This is a genomic window from Spirosoma humi, from assembly GCF_054776575.1.
Genome location: NZ_BAAHBR010000017.1, coordinates 221,479 through 239,651, shown reverse-complemented (window position 1 = coordinate 239,651; position 18,173 = coordinate 221,479). Strand labels below are relative to the sequence as shown.

The window sequence follows — 18,173 nt, the reverse complement described above, 5'->3', positions numbered from 1 at the left end:
AACAAAAGTAAGAATTAAGAAGATGTCATACGAACAGATAGCCCATCGTTTCGGAATTTTCCGCCACAACGATGAGCTTGTTCACGACAAAATCCTACAATTACCACGCCAGAATATGCCGGTAATTACTTGTCCTTAGCTGAATGAATACTGTATGTCGAGGTTGGCTTAGACAGGCATTGGTGCCGAGCGATTTACGGCCTGAATCAATGAGTAGATGGTGACCATGCCAAAGCCAACCATGAGCATGATGTGAAGAAAAAACATACGGTAGTCGTGGATATAAATAGCCAGCGCTAGACCGCCTAAAAAATAAACTGCCAGTAATCCTTCCACCACCGTTAACCAGCTTATCCGGCGACTGATGTATTTATTGGCCGCCCAGCTATCGGCCGCCGTTTTAACATTGAATTTTGGCGTTCGTACGAAGGGCGTTTTCCGGCCCATGTATCCTTCGATAACGGCAATCGTGTTGTGCAGCGACAGCCCCATCATGAGCGACGAATACATGGGAAAATACCAGGCTAGTTTACGCTTCGAGGCTCCTTTCAGGAACCAGACGGGAATTCCGTAAAACGTAATCAAAATCAACAGGTTGAACTGGAATAGGTTGATAACCACAAACACCCACTCCCACTCGGGATGCTGGCTGCGGATGTAAATCAGCGGCACGCTCATTACGCCCAATAACAGTACCAGAATAAAGGTGGCACTACTGAACAGGTGAAAAAACGCGTGTAGTTTCATCGAGAGAGAGACTCCCGGCGATTTGAGGACGTTCAGGAAAAGCTTGCGGGCGCATTCGGCGGCTCCTTTCATCCAGCGGTATTGCTGCGACTTGAGGGCGTTCATGGCAACGGGCAATTCGGCTGGCGAACCAACGTCTTCCCGATAAACAAACTTCCAGCCCCGCAGCTGAGCCCGGTAGCTCAGGTCCAGATCTTCGGTCAGGGTATCGCTATGCCAGCCGCCCGCATCAACGATGGCCGCTTTTCGCCAAACGCCCCCCGTACCGTTAAAGTTGGCCAGTAACCCGGCAGCATACCGGCCACTCTGCTCAACCGTAAAGTGCGCGTTCAGGCCAAATGCCTGTAATTGGGTTATCAGCGAGAAATCTTCATTTAAGTGTTCCCAGCGCGTTTGCACGATCGCCACTTTCGGATCAGTAAAGTGGGGGACGGTTTTCAGCAGAAACTCCGGATCGGGCACAAAATCGGCGTCAAAAATGGCCAGTAGCTCGCCTTTAGCGATCGTTAGTCCGTAGGCCAGCGCTCCCGCTTTGAAGCCGTTGCGTTCGGGTCGGCGAATGTGCTCGATGGCATAACCCTGCTGTTTGTAGTCCGCTATTTTGCGGGCAATGATTCCGACGGTTTCGTCGGTCGAATCATCCAGTAACTGTATGTCGAGTTTATCCTTGGGGTAATGAAGCTGCACAACGGCGTCGATGAGCCGTTCCACAACATACAGTTCATTGTAAACCGGCAGTTGAATCGTTACTGAGGGTAATCTGTCTAACGAAATCGTGCTAACTGATTGAGCGAGTGCCCGACGCTGCTTCTCTGATCGTAAATACTTAACTATCAAACTTAATTGACCACAGTTATATACGAACAGCAAAAGTAAGGCCATTGCATATACGATCAGGACCAGGATTTCCATATGGGTGAAGGCGAGACTTGTCTGTTTGTGCTTCTTAACCTAATAGCTTAGTAGATTAATCAAGGTAGGTAACTAGTTGATGAGCCAAATGGTTGACAAATGACGAACCTAATTAGGAAACGCCACCGGCTAAAAAGCCTGTCGAACGTTTTACATTGGATAGACAAAGACCCAAGTACCGCTTCGATTCCAGTAAAATAGCCTATACTTGAGCATGGAAATTTCATTTATTGGCGCAGGCAATCTGGCCTGGCACCTGGCTCCGGCTCTCGAAAACGCGGGGCATCACATCAATGAAGTGTATAGTCACCAGCTTAAGCACGCCCGTCAGTTAGTCAGCAATCTTTACGATGCCCGCACTCACTCCGAATTAAATTTCGCCGATAGTCCGTCGCAGCTTTTCGTACTGGCCGTTCCCGACGATGCTCTCGAAAGCGTTTGTTCCCAATTGGTGCTGCCCGAAACCGCCATTCTTGTACACACATCGGGGGGCCGCCCCCTTAGTTCCCTGGAAAACTGGATGGCCATCTACAGCGATGTTCCCGTTCGAACGGGCGTTTTTTATCCGCTCCAGACGTTCACCAAAGGACAATCTTTTATGCTCTTCGATGAGATTCCACTCTGTATCGAAGCCACTGACAGCGCGACCGAAGACAGCCTGGTTCAGCTAGGGCAGGATATTAGCGATACCGTTTACCTTATCACCTCCGAGGAACGCCGAACGTTGCACGTGGCCGCTGTTTTTGCCTGTAATTTCACCAACCATCTGCTTACCATTGCACACGACTTGACGGTTCAGGACGGGCTGGATTTCGACTTACTGCGACCGCTCATTACCGAAACGTTTCGCAAAGGGCTGGACGCTCCGGATCCGGCGACTGTTCAAACGGGTCCGGCCCGCCGGGGTGACCTGACAACCATCGACACGCACTTAACTTATCTGAGTAGTCAGCCAAAACTGGCCGAAATTTATCAACTACTGACGAAAAGCATTCGGCATAAATACAGCTGATAGTATCATTCTATTTCCGTTATAATCTATTTACATTAAAGGACGATTAAAAGCCATATGGGCCATTTTATCAATATATGTTTACGATTTTTTTGTTTTCAATACAAAATTCCTGATGTTTAAATAAATTTTATGTCATATGACGGGCTTTTATTAACCAATAAGCCTATTAGTAAACTTACAGGTATATCCTTTAAAATGACTGGCAATAAAAACTGGTCATCCTATCTTATTAATTATAGTGGTGGGAGTGGAATGAAACAGGTAGAAAAAGCACAAACTTCCCAGGAAGTTATAAGACATGCAGACCATTTAACGTTGTATGATCAGTACAGTTCGATGGCATATGGCATTATCTTACGGATTATTCCAGAACCCGAACGAGCACAGGCGGTATTAATCGATTTGTTTTCATCGCCCCAGTTAAACGAATGCGCTGACATTCCGGCCCATACAGCTGGTGAGATCATTCGTCTGGCCAGATTAAAAGCACTCGCGGCTAAATCTGCAGATCCGGTTTCCTCACCAATTTTATCAACTTCTGATACGAACGGTCATTTTAATACGAACGATAACCTCGAGAACACCGTTTTCGATTTATCGTTTTTTCAGGGATATTCACTCGAAACTGTTGCGGAAAAACTGCACCTGTCCCGAACAAACGTATTAAAATTCATTTACGCATATTTCAAACATCTCCGTTCGTCTTAATAGCAAAACCACCTTGAAGACCTTTAATTATTTAAAAGACGGTATTCTGGAAGCGTATCTGTTAGGCTTAACTACAGAGAAGGAAAAGGAAGAAGTAGAGCAACTTCTGGCCAAGGATGATGACGTGCGGACCGCCTTGAACGAACTCGAAGCGGATATGGAAGCGTACTTCCTGCGCAATGGGGTGCCCCCACCACCCAGCATTCGGGAAGCAGTTATGTTGCGCATCAGCGAAACTGAAATCAAAAAATGGGAAGAAGAACCCTCTACACAAACTGCCCAGGAATCGACGGAAACTCGCTCGAACGAGCAATCGTACGTACACGTTGAAGTCGATGATACGCATATACGGGTTCATAAATACTGGCGTCCTGCGTTCATCGCCGTCTTCGTTCTGTCGAAAATTTTCCTGATTCTTGGACTCTATTATTATTTCAAAGCCAGTAGCCAGGCGGAAGAAATCATTCGCCTTAAAGCTGCCACTCCGCAAACAGCGCCAGCCCCTCAACCGGGCGGTTTGAACCCCTGACGTGATATAGTTGATTAATGGACTGGCTTTCCCGGCAAAATTTGCCACTTTGCAGTCAATTGATCCTTCATGAAACAACTCCTTGGTATCCTCGTGGGTGCACTATCGCTCAGTGCACCCGCTTTTTCGCAGTGGCAACCTCAATCCGTTGGAACCGATGCCAGCTTCCGGGCCGTTAGTGTGGCAGGGGCGGATGTGGCCTGGATCGGTGGAACAAAAGGCACCTTTCTTCATACCGCCGATGGCGGCAAGACCTGGCAGACAGGCACGGTTCCCGATGCCCAAACCTGCGACTTCCGCGACGTTCAGGCGATCGATGCCCAGACGGCTTACCTGATGAGCGCTGGGCCTGCTGAAAAAGGACAGGCTCGGCTATACAAAACGACCGATGGCGGTCAGCACTGGACACGTCAATATGAAACCCTGCAAGAGGGTGTATTTTTCGACGGAATTGATTTCTGGGACGATCAGCATGGCATTGTTTTCAGCGATCCCCTGACCGATGCGGCTGTTGGACGCCGGTGGTTTATTTTGACCACCGACGATGGCGGCAAGACCTGGCAGCCCATACCACCAGCCAATCTGCCCGTTATGGAACCGAACGAAGCCGCTTTTGCCGCCAGCGGTACCAGCATCGTTGTGCAAGGCAAGCGAAACGTCTGGATCGCGTCGGGTGGCGGTGTGTTTGGCCGCGTATTTCGGTCCAAGGACCGGGGTCGAACCTGGGCAGTCAGTAATACGCCATTGCCCGCCGGCGAAGCCACGGGGCTATTCGGGATGCATTTTTTCACCGAAAAAATCGGTGTAGTCGTCGGTGGCAATTACAAACAGGAACAGCAGCCCGGCCAGAATGGCGCCATCACCCGCGATGGTGGGCAAACCTGGACGCTCCTCACCCCAACTGATCCGCCCGGACTGAAAGAAGCCGTTGCTTTACTTCCCGGCGACCGATTACTCACCGTTGGCCCATCGGGTACGAGCCTCTCGGCCGATCAGGGTCAAACCTGGCAGCGGCTCGATACGGACGGTTTTCACTCGGTAGCCTGCGCCAAGGGCACCTGTTATGCGGTGGGAGCCAAAGGGAAAGTGGCCATACAGCGGTTTAAGTAAATGAGCCCGAAAACTTTCCTGCTCGCGACTTAAAATAGCCAGCCTGCTTCCGTCGTTATTCTGCCGTGTTGAACGATTAACCCCACCCGGTTATGCCTGTGAGAGCGGCTTTATGTTTACCTGCCCTTTTGTTAAGTACGGCCCTTGCTGGCCCCCTGTTTGCCCAGACCAATACGTTGCCCTTAGGATCTGGCGTCTTTATCTGTAGCTATACGGGTGGTAAGATTGGCTCGCAGGTCGTCTGCTCCCCAACCACAGCCTCGAACGGCCATGCCGAAAAAGTAGTTGATCGAATTCTAAGACCCATCGGCCTGATTCGGAATTTCAAAGTCATTGAGTGCTCCAATACTGACAACTGTTTTGCGACGGTGCTCAAAGGCCAACGGTTTATCGTTTATGACGGTGCCTTCATGCAGCAAATTGAAGAAGAGACCGAAACGGATTGGTCGGCGATAAGCATCATGGCGCACGAAATTGGGCACCATTTGCAGGGACACACGATTGACGGTCGCGGTGGTCAGCCAATAAAAGAAATTGAAGCCGATAAGTTCTCTGGCTTTGTGCTGCACCAGCTAGGCTCTTCCCTGGATGAGGCAACCGTAGCCGTACGGGCCCTTGGCGACGAACATGCTACATCGACACACCCGGCCAAACCGGCTCGTATCGAGGCAATTCGGAAAGGGTGGCTGGAAGCGGAAGCAATGTACCCCAAGAGCAGAACAGCCATCAAAACCCCGGTAGCCATGGCCCCAAAGGCCATCACGCCAACCCATACGCCCACGGTTGCTGCACGGCCAGTTGTGGCCCCAAAGGCCCCGACTCGTAGTTCAGCCACTGTTGGTTGTGTCTCCGGCGATTGTGAAGACGGGACGGGTACCTTTGTTTACCCTACCCGCGAACGCTACGTTGGCGAATTTGAGGAAGGTGACAAGCACGGTGAAGGCGTGGAATATTATGCCGATGGCAAGCTGAAATACAAAGGTAATTTCCGCGATAACCTCCGCTCCGATTATGGAGTGTACTATTACCGAAACGGCGATAAATATGCGGGCTGGTTCCAGAAAAATATCCCTAATGGAAAAGGAACCTACTATTTTGCCGATGGCGACAAATTAGTGGCTACCTTCAAAAACGGGCAGCCGGTGCAGTAGGCAGAGCCGAATAACCAAGGGAGCTTTACACGTGTAAAGCTCCCTTGGTCAATATCAGTCAAATCAGGCGTTTTACTTAGGCAATTTTATCAGGTTATGGCTAGGCAATGGCCCGCCAAACTGCTGTAATTTCCCACCTGATATAAGCCCGCCAAGATCAATACCGGCAAAGCCAATGGCCTTGATCAGGTCACCGACTGCTTTTTTGGCATCGTTATCATCACCCGAAAAGAAGAGCACCCGTTGCCCGCCCGCTTCGTGCGGATCTGCCGCCAAGATGGCCGCATCGAGTGTATTGAAGGCTTTCACAACCCGAGCACCCGGCACCAGTTCGGATACGACCTCGCTCGATGTCCGGTCGCCAAGGTCAGCCGGCTTGAACTCCGGAAAAACAATAAAATTCGTGGCATCGATAACAATACGGCCATTCCAGGCGGGTAAACCGGCAAGCCCTTCCTCCAAATGTTGCCACGGTAATGCCAGCAGAACGATATCCGCCTGCGCGGCCTCCGTTACTGTACCCGCCCTGACACCAGCGCCAAGGGTTGTGGCCAGGTCAGTTAGCGATTCCGGTCCCCGGCTGTTACTGATCATTACGGAATAGCCAGCGTTGGCCACGTGCCTGGCAAAGCCCTGAGCAATGTTCCCCGCGCCTATAATGCCAATACTAGTTGTGTTGGTTTCGCTCATTGTTCGTGTCGTTAACGTTGATGCTATGTCGACTGGCACGTCTTTGCACCCATTGATCGTGCCTAAACGTTAAAAGGCAAGGATCGTCTTCTCGATGATGTCACAGGCTTCGTGCATTTGCTCTTCGTTGATGACGAGCGGGGGCGCAAACCGAATCTTATCGCCGTGCGTTGGCTTGGTCAGCAGGCCATTGTCTTTTAGCTTCAGGCAGATTTCCCAGGCCGTTTCCGCACCGAGATCCGGGCGCTCCTGTATCACGATGGCGTTCAATAAACCCCGGCCCCGTACTGATTTGACAAGTTCCGTTTTCTGACTCAGGTCCGTCATGCGGGCACGGAAGATTTCGCCCATAGCTGCGGCATTTTCCGTCAGGTTTTCGTCTTCTACGACCTGCAGGGCTTCCATCGTGACAACGCAGGCCAGTGGATTACCGCCATAGGTTGAGCCGTGTTCGCCGGGTTTGATGGTCAGCATGACTTCATCGGATGTCATAACGGCCGATACCGGCATGGTACCACCCGAGAGGGCTTTACCCAACACGAGCAAATCAGGTTTTACGCCTTCATGATCACAGGCGACACGTTTACCGGTTCGCCCAATACCCGTTTGCACTTCATCCGCAATAAACAGCACATTGTATTTTGTACACAAGTCCCGCACACCGCGCAGGTAGCCTTCATGCGGTACCACAACGCCCGCTTCGCCCTGAATGGGCTCAACCATAAACCCAGCGATGTTCGGATCGCTCTTTAGTGTCGCTTCCAGCGCGTCAAGGTCATCGTAGGGAATAATTATGTAACCCGGTAGCAACGGTCCGAAATCGTTGGTGCTGCTGGGATCGGTTGATGATGAAATGGCCGCCAGCGTCCGTCCCCAGAAATTTCCGGCGGCAAAGACCACCTTGGCCTGATCCTGCGGAATCCCCTTGACTTTATAAGCCCATTTCCGGGTCAGTTTGAGCGCCGTTTCGCCCCCTTCGGCACCAGAGTTCATAATCAGGGCTTTGTCGAAGCCGAAGTAGTCACAAAGGTATTTTTCGCAAAGGCCGGTTTTGTCATTATAAAAAGCCCGCGACGTTAGGGTCAGGCGCTGAGCCTGCTGCATCATGGCGTTAATAATGCGCGGATGGCAATGCCCCTGACTAACCGCGCTGTAGGCTGACAGAAAATCAAAATAACGTTTGTCATCTACGTCCCATACAAAAATGCCTTCACCCCGTGTCAGCACTGCCGGAATGGGATGATAGTTGTGGGCACCATACTTCCATTCCAGTTGCATGGCTTTATCGGCAGACGAGACGGGCGTTGTTGGTTCGTGTATCATAAGGAAAGGCGGTTAAATGAGTTTGTTGACCGGGCTGACAACTTTATGCAACTAAGTGGTCCGATATCCCGTTGGCTTCCAAAAATACAGCTTCTTAAACAGACGCCCAAAACCAGGCCCGTGCAACCCGATAAGAAAAAAAATCCCGGTTTAGCCGACAACGACTTCTACTATACCCCCGAAGGGTTTGTGGTTTTCACGGCTGCTTATCACCTCAAACGTGGCTATTGCTGTCAGAACGGATGCCGTCATTGCCCCTACGGATTCAAAAAAAAGGGACAATGACTTGCAGATTATGAATTATTTAGCCAATTTTGCGCCCTCAAACGGAAAACGAGTACGGTAATGGCCAGAGTTTGTCAAATCACAGGAAAGCGCACACGCACGGGAAACAACGTTTCTCACGCTAACAATAAAACCAAGCGTAAATTTTTCCCGAACCTGCAGAAAAAGCGGTTCTTCGTCGAATCAACCGGCGAATGGATAACCTTAAGAGTGGCTACATCGGCCATTAAGACCATCAACAAAAATGGTCTGGAAGCAACCCTTCAAAAGGCTTACGAGCGCGGTACGCTGACAGTATAGTCTTTAGCAAGATAGTTTACTCTGAGCCTCTTCCGACTGGGAGGAGGCTTTTTGTGTTTGTTTCAGGCGCCCGGCTTACCGTGCGCCATCGACTATAAACCGCCCATTACTTTACATCAGGCACCGTAAATCCATTGCCATGAAATTAGTCTTTGAAGACCTCATCGTTTTTGAAAATGAGGATTATATAGTCATCAACAAACCGCCCCACGTAGCCTCCCTCGACGAGCGAACAACCGACCGGGGCGGTCAGAGCATTCTACGTCTGGCTAAAGGGTACCACGCCGACGCGCAACTCGGCCATCGACTCGATAAAGAGACGTCGGGCGTTCTGGCCATCGCTAAAAATCCGGAGGCTTACCGCCACCTGGCCATGCAGTTTGAACACCGCGAGGTAACAAAGCGCTACCACGCCGTAACAAACGGGGTACATAACTTCGAAGGTATTTCAGTCTATCTGCCCATTTCGCCCATTAAAGATGGAACCGCTGTCCGGATTGACCGCGAACATGGAAAAGTGGCCGAAACGATCTTTAATACACTGCAGGCTTACCGGACAGCGACTCTGGTCGAGTGCATGCCTGTTACGGGCCGAATGCACCAGATTCGGGTGCACTTGATGTGCCTGAAAGCCCCCATTGTCAACGACCCGACTTACGGCGGAAAGCCCGTTTTTTTATCCGATATAAAGCGGAACTTCAACCTGAAAGAAGGTACAGAAGAGCTTCCGCTCATTCACCGGGTTGCGCTGCACGCCCACTCCCTGACCTTTGCGCTGCTGGATGGCGAAGAGCAAACGTTTGTAGCGCCTTATCCAAAAGATTTCAACGTGCTGGTGAAGCAATTGGAGAAATTCGCGTAAAACGAGTGATAAATGACTATCTCCCCGGCTCGTGTCCTCACGGGCCGTTTTTGCGTCAACCATAATGTCGCCACAATCAAGCGGTTCGTGAGGACACGGACCGAGGAAGCAATCAGCAGCTTTACCTACTTCTTCCACGCATCCAGCAACCGCCGGATAATGATTATTTCGCCAACATGGTAAGCCGTATGGTCGGCAATCAGCAGCGCTTCGCGGAGCAGATTCTGGCCATCACCATGATCGAAGGGTGCATATAGATCACGGCTGGAATCGTTCAATAGGGTGACAAAAGCAGCCCGATCTTCCCTGATTTGCGTCAACGCCTGCTGCCAGGCTCCCTCATCCGCCGGAGCCAGTTCCTTCGGCCAGTATCCCGATGGCCAGGGTGGCGATTGATGGCTGGAATCGCGGGAAAATTCGAGAATATCCCATTGGGCGATACGAATATGATCGACGAGTTGCCAGATACTATACGGCAATTTGTCGGGCTTTACGCCACGAAGTTCAGCGGGTAAATCCTGAACTGCATCGTCGAATGACTGATGCGCATTACTGCCAGTCAGTAAGGAAATCAATTGCTTACGAACGGCATCGTTTACCTCGGCGATAGATTGATTGGGTTGAGTCATCATCCAGTTTGTAGGGTCTTTTACCAACTACTCATTTTCGGATAGAGTGGTTTAATAAAAGAACACTTCCGGTTCTGGCAGTAGCTTTCTTTTCTGACAAAAGGCGACCACAATGGTTATACCGGTATGAAAGCAATCCTAATCACCCGCCCCGGCGATAGTTCCGTCCTTGAGTTACAGGAACGGCCTACTCCACTCCCTCAATCAGGACAAATTCTTGTACGCGTACGGGCAGCTGGCGTCAATCGAAGTGATCTTCATCAGCGAACGGGTGGTTACGGAACGGACCCGACGGGGCAGATTCCCGGCCTGGAAATAGCGGGTATTGTTGAGCAATGTGGACCCGACACCAGCCGCTGGCGGGTCGGCGACGCGGTATGCGCCCTGATTAGCGGAGGAGGCTATGCCGATTATGTAACGGTCGACGAGCGGCACTGTCTCCCTGTCCCCTCGAATCTGACCTTTGCGGAAGCAGCCTCTCTACCCGAAACGATCCTGACCGTCTGGTCGACGGTTTTTCGATGGGGGCATTTGTCTAGTGGCGAAAACCTGTTGGTACACGGAGGCAGCAGTGGCATTGGCGTAACCGCCATTCAGCTAGCCAAAGCGTTCGGGGCCAGGGCCTACGCCACGGCAGGAAGCGACGACAAATGCGCTTTCTGCGAACAGTTAGGCGCTTTAAAGTGCGTCAACTACAAGAAAGACGATTTTGAAAAGACACTGAATGGCATAGCTATCAATGTCGTTCTGGATATGGTTGGCGGAGACTACACATCCAAAAACCTGCGCTTGCTGGCCACGGACGGTCGGCTCATGTTTATTAATGCTATGCAGGGTGCCAACAGCCAGATTCACATTCCAACGCTGATGAAAAAGCGAATTACGATAAGCGGGAGTATGTTAAAGCCGCGCGATGCCAACTTTAAGGCCAACCTCACCGCCGATGTTGAAAAACAGGTATGGCCACTCCTGAACGATGGCCGATTCAGACCGATTATCTACAAGACCTTTCCCCTATCTGAAGCAGCCAAAGCTCAGGAGTTGATGGCCAGTAGCGAGCATATCGGCAAAATTATTTTGGAGGTTGATTGACATCATCTCCTCGGCCCGTGTCTGCACGGGCCGAGGAGATGTACCAGTAAATGACCTTACAGCTCCGTCCCTTCCTCGATGGGCTCCGGGGCAGGATGCCCGGATGAGTCGACGGCGGTTGGGCGGGGACGTCGGCGGTTGACCAGATAAAACAAAGGCGGAATGATGAGTGGCGCGAAAAACAGTGTCGTTGTCAGGCCACCGATGATAACCGTTGCTAATGGCCGCTGAACGTCGGAACCAATACCGCTCGAAATGGCAGCTGGCACAAGGCCGATGATCGCCACGACCATGATGGCCATAATGGCCCGGAATTGCTCCTGCGCCGTTTCGATGGTAATTTCCTTCAGCGACTTCGGATTATTAATGAGGTTTCTATTGAGGGCCGACACGAGTAACACGCCCGCCATAACCGAAATTCCGAAAATCGATACGAAGCCCACCCCCGCCGATACATTGAAATTATACCCCCGCAGCAGCAGCGCGCCAATGCCCCCGGCCAACGCGAACAGCAGACAGGTCAGCGTTAATAGCGTATCGCGGACGTTTCCGTACAGCATAAACAGAAATAGAAAAACCACTACGATCGTCAGCGGAATGGAGACCTCCAACTGCCCGCCAGCCCGTTCGAGGTTTTCGTACTGACCGCCGTAAATGACGCTGTAGCCTTCCGGAATTTTGACGTGCTGCCGAACCTTCTCGCTGATTTCTTTCACAAACCCGCCCTGATCGCGGCCGCGAATGTTGGTTCGAACGGTGACCATCCGCTTCCCGTTGATCCGGTAAATATTCGTTTGGCCCTGCACATACCGAATATCGGCCAGCTCACTCATGGGGATAAGCGCACCCGTTGCCGAGGGTACCTGCAGCAGTCGAACAGCCTCGATACTTCCCCGGCTTTCGGGCGTGAATCGTACCACAATATCGTAGCGCTTGGCTTCGTCGTAAATAGATCCGATGGCTTTGCCCCCAATGGCGGCTTCGATCATGTTTTCAATCTCGGCTACATTGATACCGTATCGCGCTGCCGCCGGTCGGTTAATGTTAATAGCCAATTGATCCTGCGGACCCTCCTGCTCGATGTTTACCGATACGGCACCGTTCATGCCTTTCACCAGAGCGGCAATGCTGTCCGCTTTGGCGCGCATCAGCGTCAGGTCATTGCCTACTACCGAAATCGCCAGGTCGGCCGCGCTACCCGTCACGATTTCCATTACCTGATCAATAATCGGTTGGCCTGATGAGAAAAATGCCCCCGGAAAAGCCTCCTGTAACTTGGCCTGCATAGACCGCACGATCTCTTTTTTCGAGATCGTGTCTGACCAGGTACTGTAATCTTTAAGTCCAATCAGGATTTCGGTACGATCGGTTGGAAAGGGGTCAGTACCATCATCATTACGTCCCGACTGGGTGATGACAAAACTGACTGGTTTGTAGGTGCTGATGATGTCCCGAATCTTGGGGGCAATCTTCGCATTTTCCTGAATGGTAATACCCGATGGCATAAACGCCCGCATGAAAATCGAGCCCTCATCGAGCTCGGGCAGGAATTCGGTGCCGAGCTTCAGCCCAAAGCCAATCATAATCAGCACGATTGTCATGCCAATGCCAACGACCATACCCGGTGCCCGAAACAAGGTCGATGTCAGGAGCCACTGATAGCCCCGCTCCAGGGGCGACAGCAGGAAGTTTTTGTGTTCTTTCAGGGGTTTACCATCAGGGGCCAGCACTTTACGGAACGCAAACGAAATAAGAACCGGAATCACCGTCAGGGCACAAATCAGCGAACCGATGACGGCGAACGACAAGGTCAGCGCCATTGGACTGAATAGCTTTCCTTCAACGCGCTGCATCAGCAGAATCGGCATGTAGGCCAGTATGATGATGGTTACGGAGAAAAAGATTTCTCTGGCTACCTCCCCGGCCGAGCGAGCTGTAACGTTCACAATTCCCTGGTTCCGATCAGCTGGCCCCGCAGATCGATAACGCCGTATAAGGTGTTCGGCCATCACGCTTGCCCCGTCGACAATGATACCGAAATCAATGGCTCCCAACGACAGCAGGTTGGCAGGAATCCCCACCAGTTTCATCAGAATAAAAGCAAATAACAGCGAGAAAGGGATGGTCACCGTAACGACCAGCGCGGCCCGCAGACTACCCAGAAACAGCACCAGCAGGATCGTCACAATGGAGATACCTTCGATGAGCGTATGGGCAACCGTTTCGAGGGAGTGGTCAATTAAAAAGCCACGGTCGTACAGTACCCGTAAATGAACTCCTTTGGGAAGTTCGCGGGCTTCGAGGTCAGCAATTTTCTCTTTGAGTAGTTCCAGTACCTCGCTCGGGTTTTCGCCCCGGCGGAGTAAAACAATTCCCTCGGTAGCCCCAATCACGTCCAGCTTTTCGTCGGGAATCCGGTAGCCCAGAATACCTGAAGGGGACGGTGGATTTATTTCAACGCTGGCGACATCACGCACCAGAATGGGCACACCCTCATTCGCCTTGAGCACAATGTTCTGCACATCATCGGGCGATTTGAGCGCACCCAGCCCGCGCACCGCAAAACCCTGCCCGCCCCTGGAAATGATGTTCCCTCCCGTATTCTGGTTGTTCTTCTGAACAGCCTCGATAACGTCCTGTAACGTCAAACCGAACTTACGCAGCTTTGCCGGATCCGGAATGACCTGGTACTGCTTGATCGGCCCGCCAAACGTCGTTACGTCCGCCAGTCCGGGCACCTGAAGCAACTGCGGAATAATAACCCAATCCTGCAAATCGCGCAGTTGCATGGGCGTCATGCTCGCTGGCGCTTCAATCACATAGCGGTAAATTTCGCCAACGGCCGTGGTCAACGGAGCCAGCTCCGGCGAAACACCATCGGGCAACTGGGCACTGCTGAGCCGCTCAATGATCTGCTGCCGGGCAAAATAATCGGTCACCGTTTCATCAAAGTTCAACTGCACCACCGACAAGCCAAAGATCGTCCGCGACCGGCGATCCGTTACGTGTGGTACGTTGTTCAGTACGCGCTCAATCGGGATGGTCACCTGCTGCTCAACTTCTTCGGCCGCCCGGCCATCATATTTACTGATGACAATTACGTTTGTATCCGCAATATCGGGGTAGGCTTCAATCTTAAGTAGTTTGAAACACCACAACCCCAGCCCCATGATCGCCACCGCAAGACCCACAACGATCCAGCGGTTTTTGAGGGAAAATAAAATCAGTTTCTGAATCATAATTGTAGGGAACAGCATCCTGCTGTACCAGCCGTGTCAACGGCTAATATGTATATAGATAGTAAAGCTAGCCTGACGCCTGGCACAGCAGGATGCTGTACCTTACTCAATACCCAAAACTTAATCCTTTCAATTGCAGCACATTAGCAGTGACGACCTGATCATTTTCTTTCAGTCCATTCTGCACGACCACCCGGTCGGCACGTTGCTGACCTAATTCAACAGCTCGCCGTTCAACAGCTCTTGGCCCCGTCTGGACGAAGACATAATCGCGCCCCTGCACGGTTACGATCGCATCGCGCGAGACGGTCATCAGGTTGCCTTCCGAAACACCAAATTCTGCCTGAGCAAACATGCCCGCTTTCAGTCGGCCATCGGGGTTAGCCACCGAAATACGTAGCTTGATCTGGCGGGTCGTGTTATCAACGTAGTCGTTGACATTGTCAATGACGCCCACGAACCGCTCGTTGGGGAAAGCCGTAAAATTGAGTCTACAGACCAGGCCTTTCCGGATGCTGCCAAACTGATTTTCCGGGATTTCGCACACCACCAGAATCGTATTCGGTCGTGCTTTCCGGAGGGCTTCGGGGTCGAAACCCGCCAGTTTCAGGGTTGCTTCGTCCGAAATAATGGCCGCTTCTTCGTTGGCCAACTGCGTCTGGGCCTCAATTACTTCTTTGCCCGATGCGGCCCCATGCGCCTGCAAATCCTTTACCCGTTCCAGGTTGCCGCGTTCTGTCTGTATATTGATCCGGTGCTGTAAAATAGCCGTGTAATTATCCGACAAACTTGGTTCGTCGAACAGCACCAGTCGCTCAGACGGGTTCTCGGTTGAGCGCAGAACCATAGCCGCCACATGCCCCGGAGCCGAAAAGTCGGTACGGATAGCCCCCGACCGGGCTGGCTGGGTTGTAAAGGGGCTCATCATCAGCGAATCTGGAAACGTGATGCGGGCCCCATCGGTACTGACAGTTGGGTGAGGTATGGATGTAACAACCGGTTTTGGCTTGTCTTTGCAGGCAACCGTCAGAAAAGCCAGTAGTACTAGTGAATGAAATTTCATGGTCAGTAAGCGTTAATCTGCCCGGTTACGTACAGTAGCCGGACATAGTTTTGGCGGTGGGTGTAGAGAGCCTGATAATACGCGGTTTGTGTATCAAACCAGGACGTTTGCGCCTGCAACAGGTCGATTAACGTAGTCGCTCCCCGCAGATACGCGTACCGAACCGATGCCAGTACCCGATCGGCATCGCGCCGGATACCCACATACTGTTCGATATTCCGGCGGCTTGTCGTAAACGATTGGTAAGCCGTTTGTACTTCGGCCCGTATTTGCCGTTGAACCAGCGCAGCCGCCTGGCCAGCCTGTTCCTGCAACACCCGCGACTTCTGAATTTCACCCTGATTGCGGCTGTAGACCGGCAGTTCGAGGGTTAAAAAAATACCCGCGTAGGGAACCGCATTCTGGGGGTTCCAGATGAAACCAGCTTCATTGCGCGGTTTGGCCAGCACCTGCTGTAAGGCTACGTTACGCCGTGCCGATTCCAGGTTAGCTTCTGCAGCGCGAACATCGGTGCGGGTTGTAGACGCCAGTTGCATCAGACTATCGGCGCTGGCATTAACCGACGGATACAAACTCAGCGGATTGGTAAAGGCGGGATTGATGATCGAGTCGTTGAGCGCCACATTGATACTGTCAGCCGTGCCAATCACCAGGCGCAGATCATTCAACTTGTTTCGAAGATCCTGTTGAGCGGTACGGGTCTGAATGTCATACTGATCCGAGATCAACTGGGTTCTGGTCAGATCCGTACTACTGATAACCAAATCCTTAAGGCGAACCCTGTTTAACTGTACCAGTGTATCGACATTGGCTTTGGCCCGTTGCAACAAGGCCAGTTGAATGCGTGCATACCAGGCATCCAGGTAACGGCTGGCCGCATCGAACAGCAACCCTCGCTCCGTTTCGGCCACCGACCGGACGGCCAGGTTGGTGTTGGCTTCGGCAAAGCGGTTGCGATACGTGCGCTTGTTGTGAATATCAAATTCCTTCGTGGCCTGTAGCCAGAACTGACGTCGCTGACGGTTCAGTACGCCTGCGCCCTCCATTCCTGGTGCCACAGCTCCTGGCACTTGTTGAAGCTGGAACAAAGTCTGGTTATTCAGAACAGGATTTGGCCGTAAGTTAGCCGTAATCTGGTCAGCCTGGGCGGCAGTGATATTCAGCCGCTCAACACGGAGGGCCGGACTATTCTCACGCACTTGCTGAAGTGTTTGCCGCAAGGTCAGTGTCGTCTGAGCAGAGGCCGTTATAACCGTACAGACGCACAGCAGATATAAGATGGTTTTCTGAAAAATCATTCGAAGAGCGGAGCCCGGGACTAATCTATGGTATCAGTGCTAAAACCGCAAAATTGCCGTTAAACAGTCCAAAATTATAATTAAAAAATAGTTAAATATACTTAAGGAAGGTTAAGTAACCGGTTATCCCTCGCCTGTGAATTATATATTGGTGGTAGAACCTAGTGGCAGGTCGTTACACAAAAGTCCCAACGCCTGTATCTTAGTGCCCGAATAAACCGCTTTTGCGTAAGCCAACTTATTCTAACCAGCAACCAATGAAGAAAATACCCATACTTATTGACTGCGATCCCGGACACGACGATGCGGTCATGCTGATGCTCGCATTTGGCAGCGGCTTGTTTGATATCAAAGCCATCACTACATCGGCGGGCAACCAGACGCAGGAGAAAACGCTGAAAAATGCGATGAAAATCACCACGCTGATCGGGGCAGATATTCCTATCTATAAAGGCAGTGAGAAACCCCTCTTCCGGGAGCTTATCATTGCTGATTATGTACACGGAGAAATGGGACTGGACGGTCCGATTTTGCCAGAGCCCGTCTTAAAAACTGAACCCATGTCGGCCATCGAAGCGATGGCGGCTATTCTGTCGGAGAGCTCGGAAAAAATAACCATCGTACCAACAGGACCCTTGACAAACATTGCGGCATTTCTGCTGGCGTATCCGCACCTGAAACCGAAAATCGAACGCATTTCGCTAATGGGTGGTGGCGCTTTTCGGGGCAACATCACTCCTACCGCCGAATTCAATATTTACGTTGACCCCGAAGCGGCAGCCATTGTGTTCAGGTCGGGGGTGCCCATAATCATGTGCGGTCTGGACGTTACCCACAAGGCGCTGGTCTTCCAGGATGACATCGAGCGGTTCAGGACAATCGGGAATAAGTCGGGGCAGGTCATTGCCGAATTGATGGACTTTTTCTCGATCTATTACCGGCGCGAACGGCCTGAGCTGAACGGTGGCGCAGCGCTTCATGACCCATGCTCCATCGCCTGGCTGATCGATCCATCTATGTTCACGTCGAAGCCGTGTTATGTCGATGTTGAAGTGAATGGTACCTTAACGGCGGGCACAACCGTCGTTGATTTCTTTGATGTTCTGAAGAAGACGCCGACGGTAGAGTTTGTCTACGACATCGACCGCCCAAAATATATTCAGTTGATTTACGAAGCGGTGAAGGGATTGCCTTAAGTAAGGAGGCCAGTTAGAAAGTTC

General features: G+C 51.6%; 17 protein-coding genes. 10 read left to right on the top strand and 7 right to left on the bottom strand.

What is annotated here, in order from left to right; translation table 11 throughout:
- Positions 1-168: 168 nt before the first annotated feature.
- Positions 169-1,659, bottom strand: a complete 1,491-nt coding sequence (locus ACYU8Y_RS23200) for a cellulose synthase family protein (protein ID WP_460940525.1) — start codon at positions 1,657-1,659, stop codon at positions 169-171.
- A 214-nt stretch (positions 1,660-1,873) separates the two neighbouring features.
- Here ACYU8Y_RS23200 and ACYU8Y_RS23195 point away from each other — a divergent pair, with 214 nt between their 5' ends.
- From ACYU8Y_RS23195 to ACYU8Y_RS23175, 5 genes are all read left to right on the top strand, one after another.
- Positions 1,874-2,671, top strand: coding sequence for a Rossmann-like and DUF2520 domain-containing protein (locus tag ACYU8Y_RS23195; RefSeq protein ID WP_460940524.1), 798 nt, complete (start codon positions 1,874-1,876; stop codon positions 2,669-2,671).
- Between the two features lie 255 nt (positions 2,672-2,926).
- Positions 2,927-3,382, top strand: a complete 456-nt coding sequence (locus tag ACYU8Y_RS23190) for an RNA polymerase sigma factor sigma-70 region 4 domain-containing protein (RefSeq protein ID WP_460940523.1) — start codon at positions 2,927-2,929, stop codon at positions 3,380-3,382.
- Positions 3,383-3,395: 13 nt separating this feature from the next.
- On the top strand, positions 3,396-3,911 hold the full coding sequence (locus ACYU8Y_RS23185) for a hypothetical protein (RefSeq protein WP_460940522.1): 516 nt from the start codon (positions 3,396-3,398) through the stop codon (positions 3,909-3,911).
- A gap of 69 nt (positions 3,912-3,980) precedes the next feature.
- Positions 3,981-5,021 (top strand): WD40/YVTN/BNR-like repeat-containing protein, encoded by a 1,041-nt coding sequence (locus tag ACYU8Y_RS23180; protein ID WP_460940521.1) that lies wholly within the window; start codon positions 3,981-3,983, stop codon positions 5,019-5,021.
- 92 nt (positions 5,022-5,113) lie between these two features.
- Entirely contained in the window at positions 5,114-6,172 is a 1,059-nt protein-coding gene (locus tag ACYU8Y_RS23175) for a M48 family metalloprotease (RefSeq protein WP_460940520.1), read from the top strand.
- A 72-nt stretch (positions 6,173-6,244) separates the two neighbouring features.
- Here the strand turns inward: ACYU8Y_RS23175 and ACYU8Y_RS23170 are convergent, their stop codons facing one another.
- Entirely contained in the window at positions 6,245-6,862 is a 618-nt protein-coding gene (locus ACYU8Y_RS23170; protein ID WP_460940519.1) for an NADPH-dependent F420 reductase, read from the bottom strand.
- 69 nt (positions 6,863-6,931) lie between these two features.
- Complete coding sequence (gene rocD / locus ACYU8Y_RS23165) at positions 6,932-8,185, bottom strand: ornithine--oxo-acid transaminase (protein WP_460940518.1); 1,254 nt, start codon at positions 8,183-8,185, stop codon at positions 6,932-6,934.
- Between rocD and ACYU8Y_RS23160 the strand changes: the two genes are divergently transcribed.
- The 3 genes from ACYU8Y_RS23160 (at position 8,102) to ACYU8Y_RS23150 (ending at position 9,632) form a co-directional block, all read left to right on the top strand.
- Positions 8,102-8,470, top strand: coding sequence for a DUF5522 domain-containing protein (locus tag ACYU8Y_RS23160; RefSeq protein ID WP_460940517.1), 369 nt, complete (start codon positions 8,102-8,104; stop codon positions 8,468-8,470). The genes rocD and ACYU8Y_RS23160 overlap by 84 nt on opposite strands.
- Positions 8,471-8,530: 60 nt before the next feature.
- Positions 8,531-8,770 (top strand): 50S ribosomal protein L28, encoded by a 240-nt coding sequence (gene rpmB, locus ACYU8Y_RS23155; RefSeq protein ID WP_046375705.1) that lies wholly within the window; start codon positions 8,531-8,533, stop codon positions 8,768-8,770.
- 139 nt (positions 8,771-8,909) lie between these two features.
- Complete coding sequence (locus ACYU8Y_RS23150; protein WP_460940516.1) at positions 8,910-9,632, top strand: RluA family pseudouridine synthase; 723 nt, start codon at positions 8,910-8,912, stop codon at positions 9,630-9,632.
- Between the two features lie 125 nt (positions 9,633-9,757).
- Here the strand turns inward: ACYU8Y_RS23150 and ACYU8Y_RS23145 are convergent, their stop codons facing one another.
- The gene (locus tag ACYU8Y_RS23145; RefSeq protein WP_460940515.1) at positions 9,758-10,264 is read right to left on the bottom strand and encodes a DinB family protein; all 507 of its coding nucleotides are present in this window, start codon (positions 10,262-10,264) and stop codon (positions 9,758-9,760) included.
- A 123-nt stretch (positions 10,265-10,387) separates the two neighbouring features.
- Between ACYU8Y_RS23145 and ACYU8Y_RS23140 the strand changes: the two genes are divergently transcribed.
- Positions 10,388-11,353: an NAD(P)H-quinone oxidoreductase gene (locus ACYU8Y_RS23140; RefSeq protein ID WP_460940514.1), complete on the top strand. Its 966-nt coding sequence runs from the start codon at positions 10,388-10,390 to the stop codon at positions 11,351-11,353.
- A gap of 56 nt (positions 11,354-11,409) precedes the next feature.
- On the opposite strand, the gene ACYU8Y_RS23135 is transcribed toward ACYU8Y_RS23140, so the two are convergent.
- From ACYU8Y_RS23135 to ACYU8Y_RS23125, 3 genes are all read right to left on the bottom strand, one after another.
- Positions 11,410-14,592, bottom strand: a complete 3,183-nt coding sequence (locus tag ACYU8Y_RS23135; RefSeq protein ID WP_460940513.1) for an efflux RND transporter permease subunit — start codon at positions 14,590-14,592, stop codon at positions 11,410-11,412.
- Between the two features lie 106 nt (positions 14,593-14,698).
- The gene (locus ACYU8Y_RS23130; RefSeq protein WP_460940512.1) at positions 14,699-15,655 is read right to left on the bottom strand and encodes an efflux RND transporter periplasmic adaptor subunit; all 957 of its coding nucleotides are present in this window, start codon (positions 15,653-15,655) and stop codon (positions 14,699-14,701) included.
- 2 nt (positions 15,656-15,657) lie between these two features.
- Positions 15,658-16,953 carry a TolC family protein gene (locus ACYU8Y_RS23125; protein ID WP_460940511.1) on the bottom strand — a complete coding sequence of 432 codons (1,296 nt, stop codon included), beginning with the start codon at positions 16,951-16,953 and terminating at the stop codon, positions 15,658-15,660.
- 257 nt (positions 16,954-17,210) lie between these two features.
- Here ACYU8Y_RS23125 and ACYU8Y_RS23120 point away from each other — a divergent pair, with 257 nt between their 5' ends.
- Positions 17,211-18,149: a nucleoside hydrolase gene (locus tag ACYU8Y_RS23120; RefSeq protein ID WP_460940510.1), complete on the top strand. Its 939-nt coding sequence runs from the start codon at positions 17,211-17,213 to the stop codon at positions 18,147-18,149.
- Positions 18,150-18,173 lie beyond the last annotated feature (24 nt).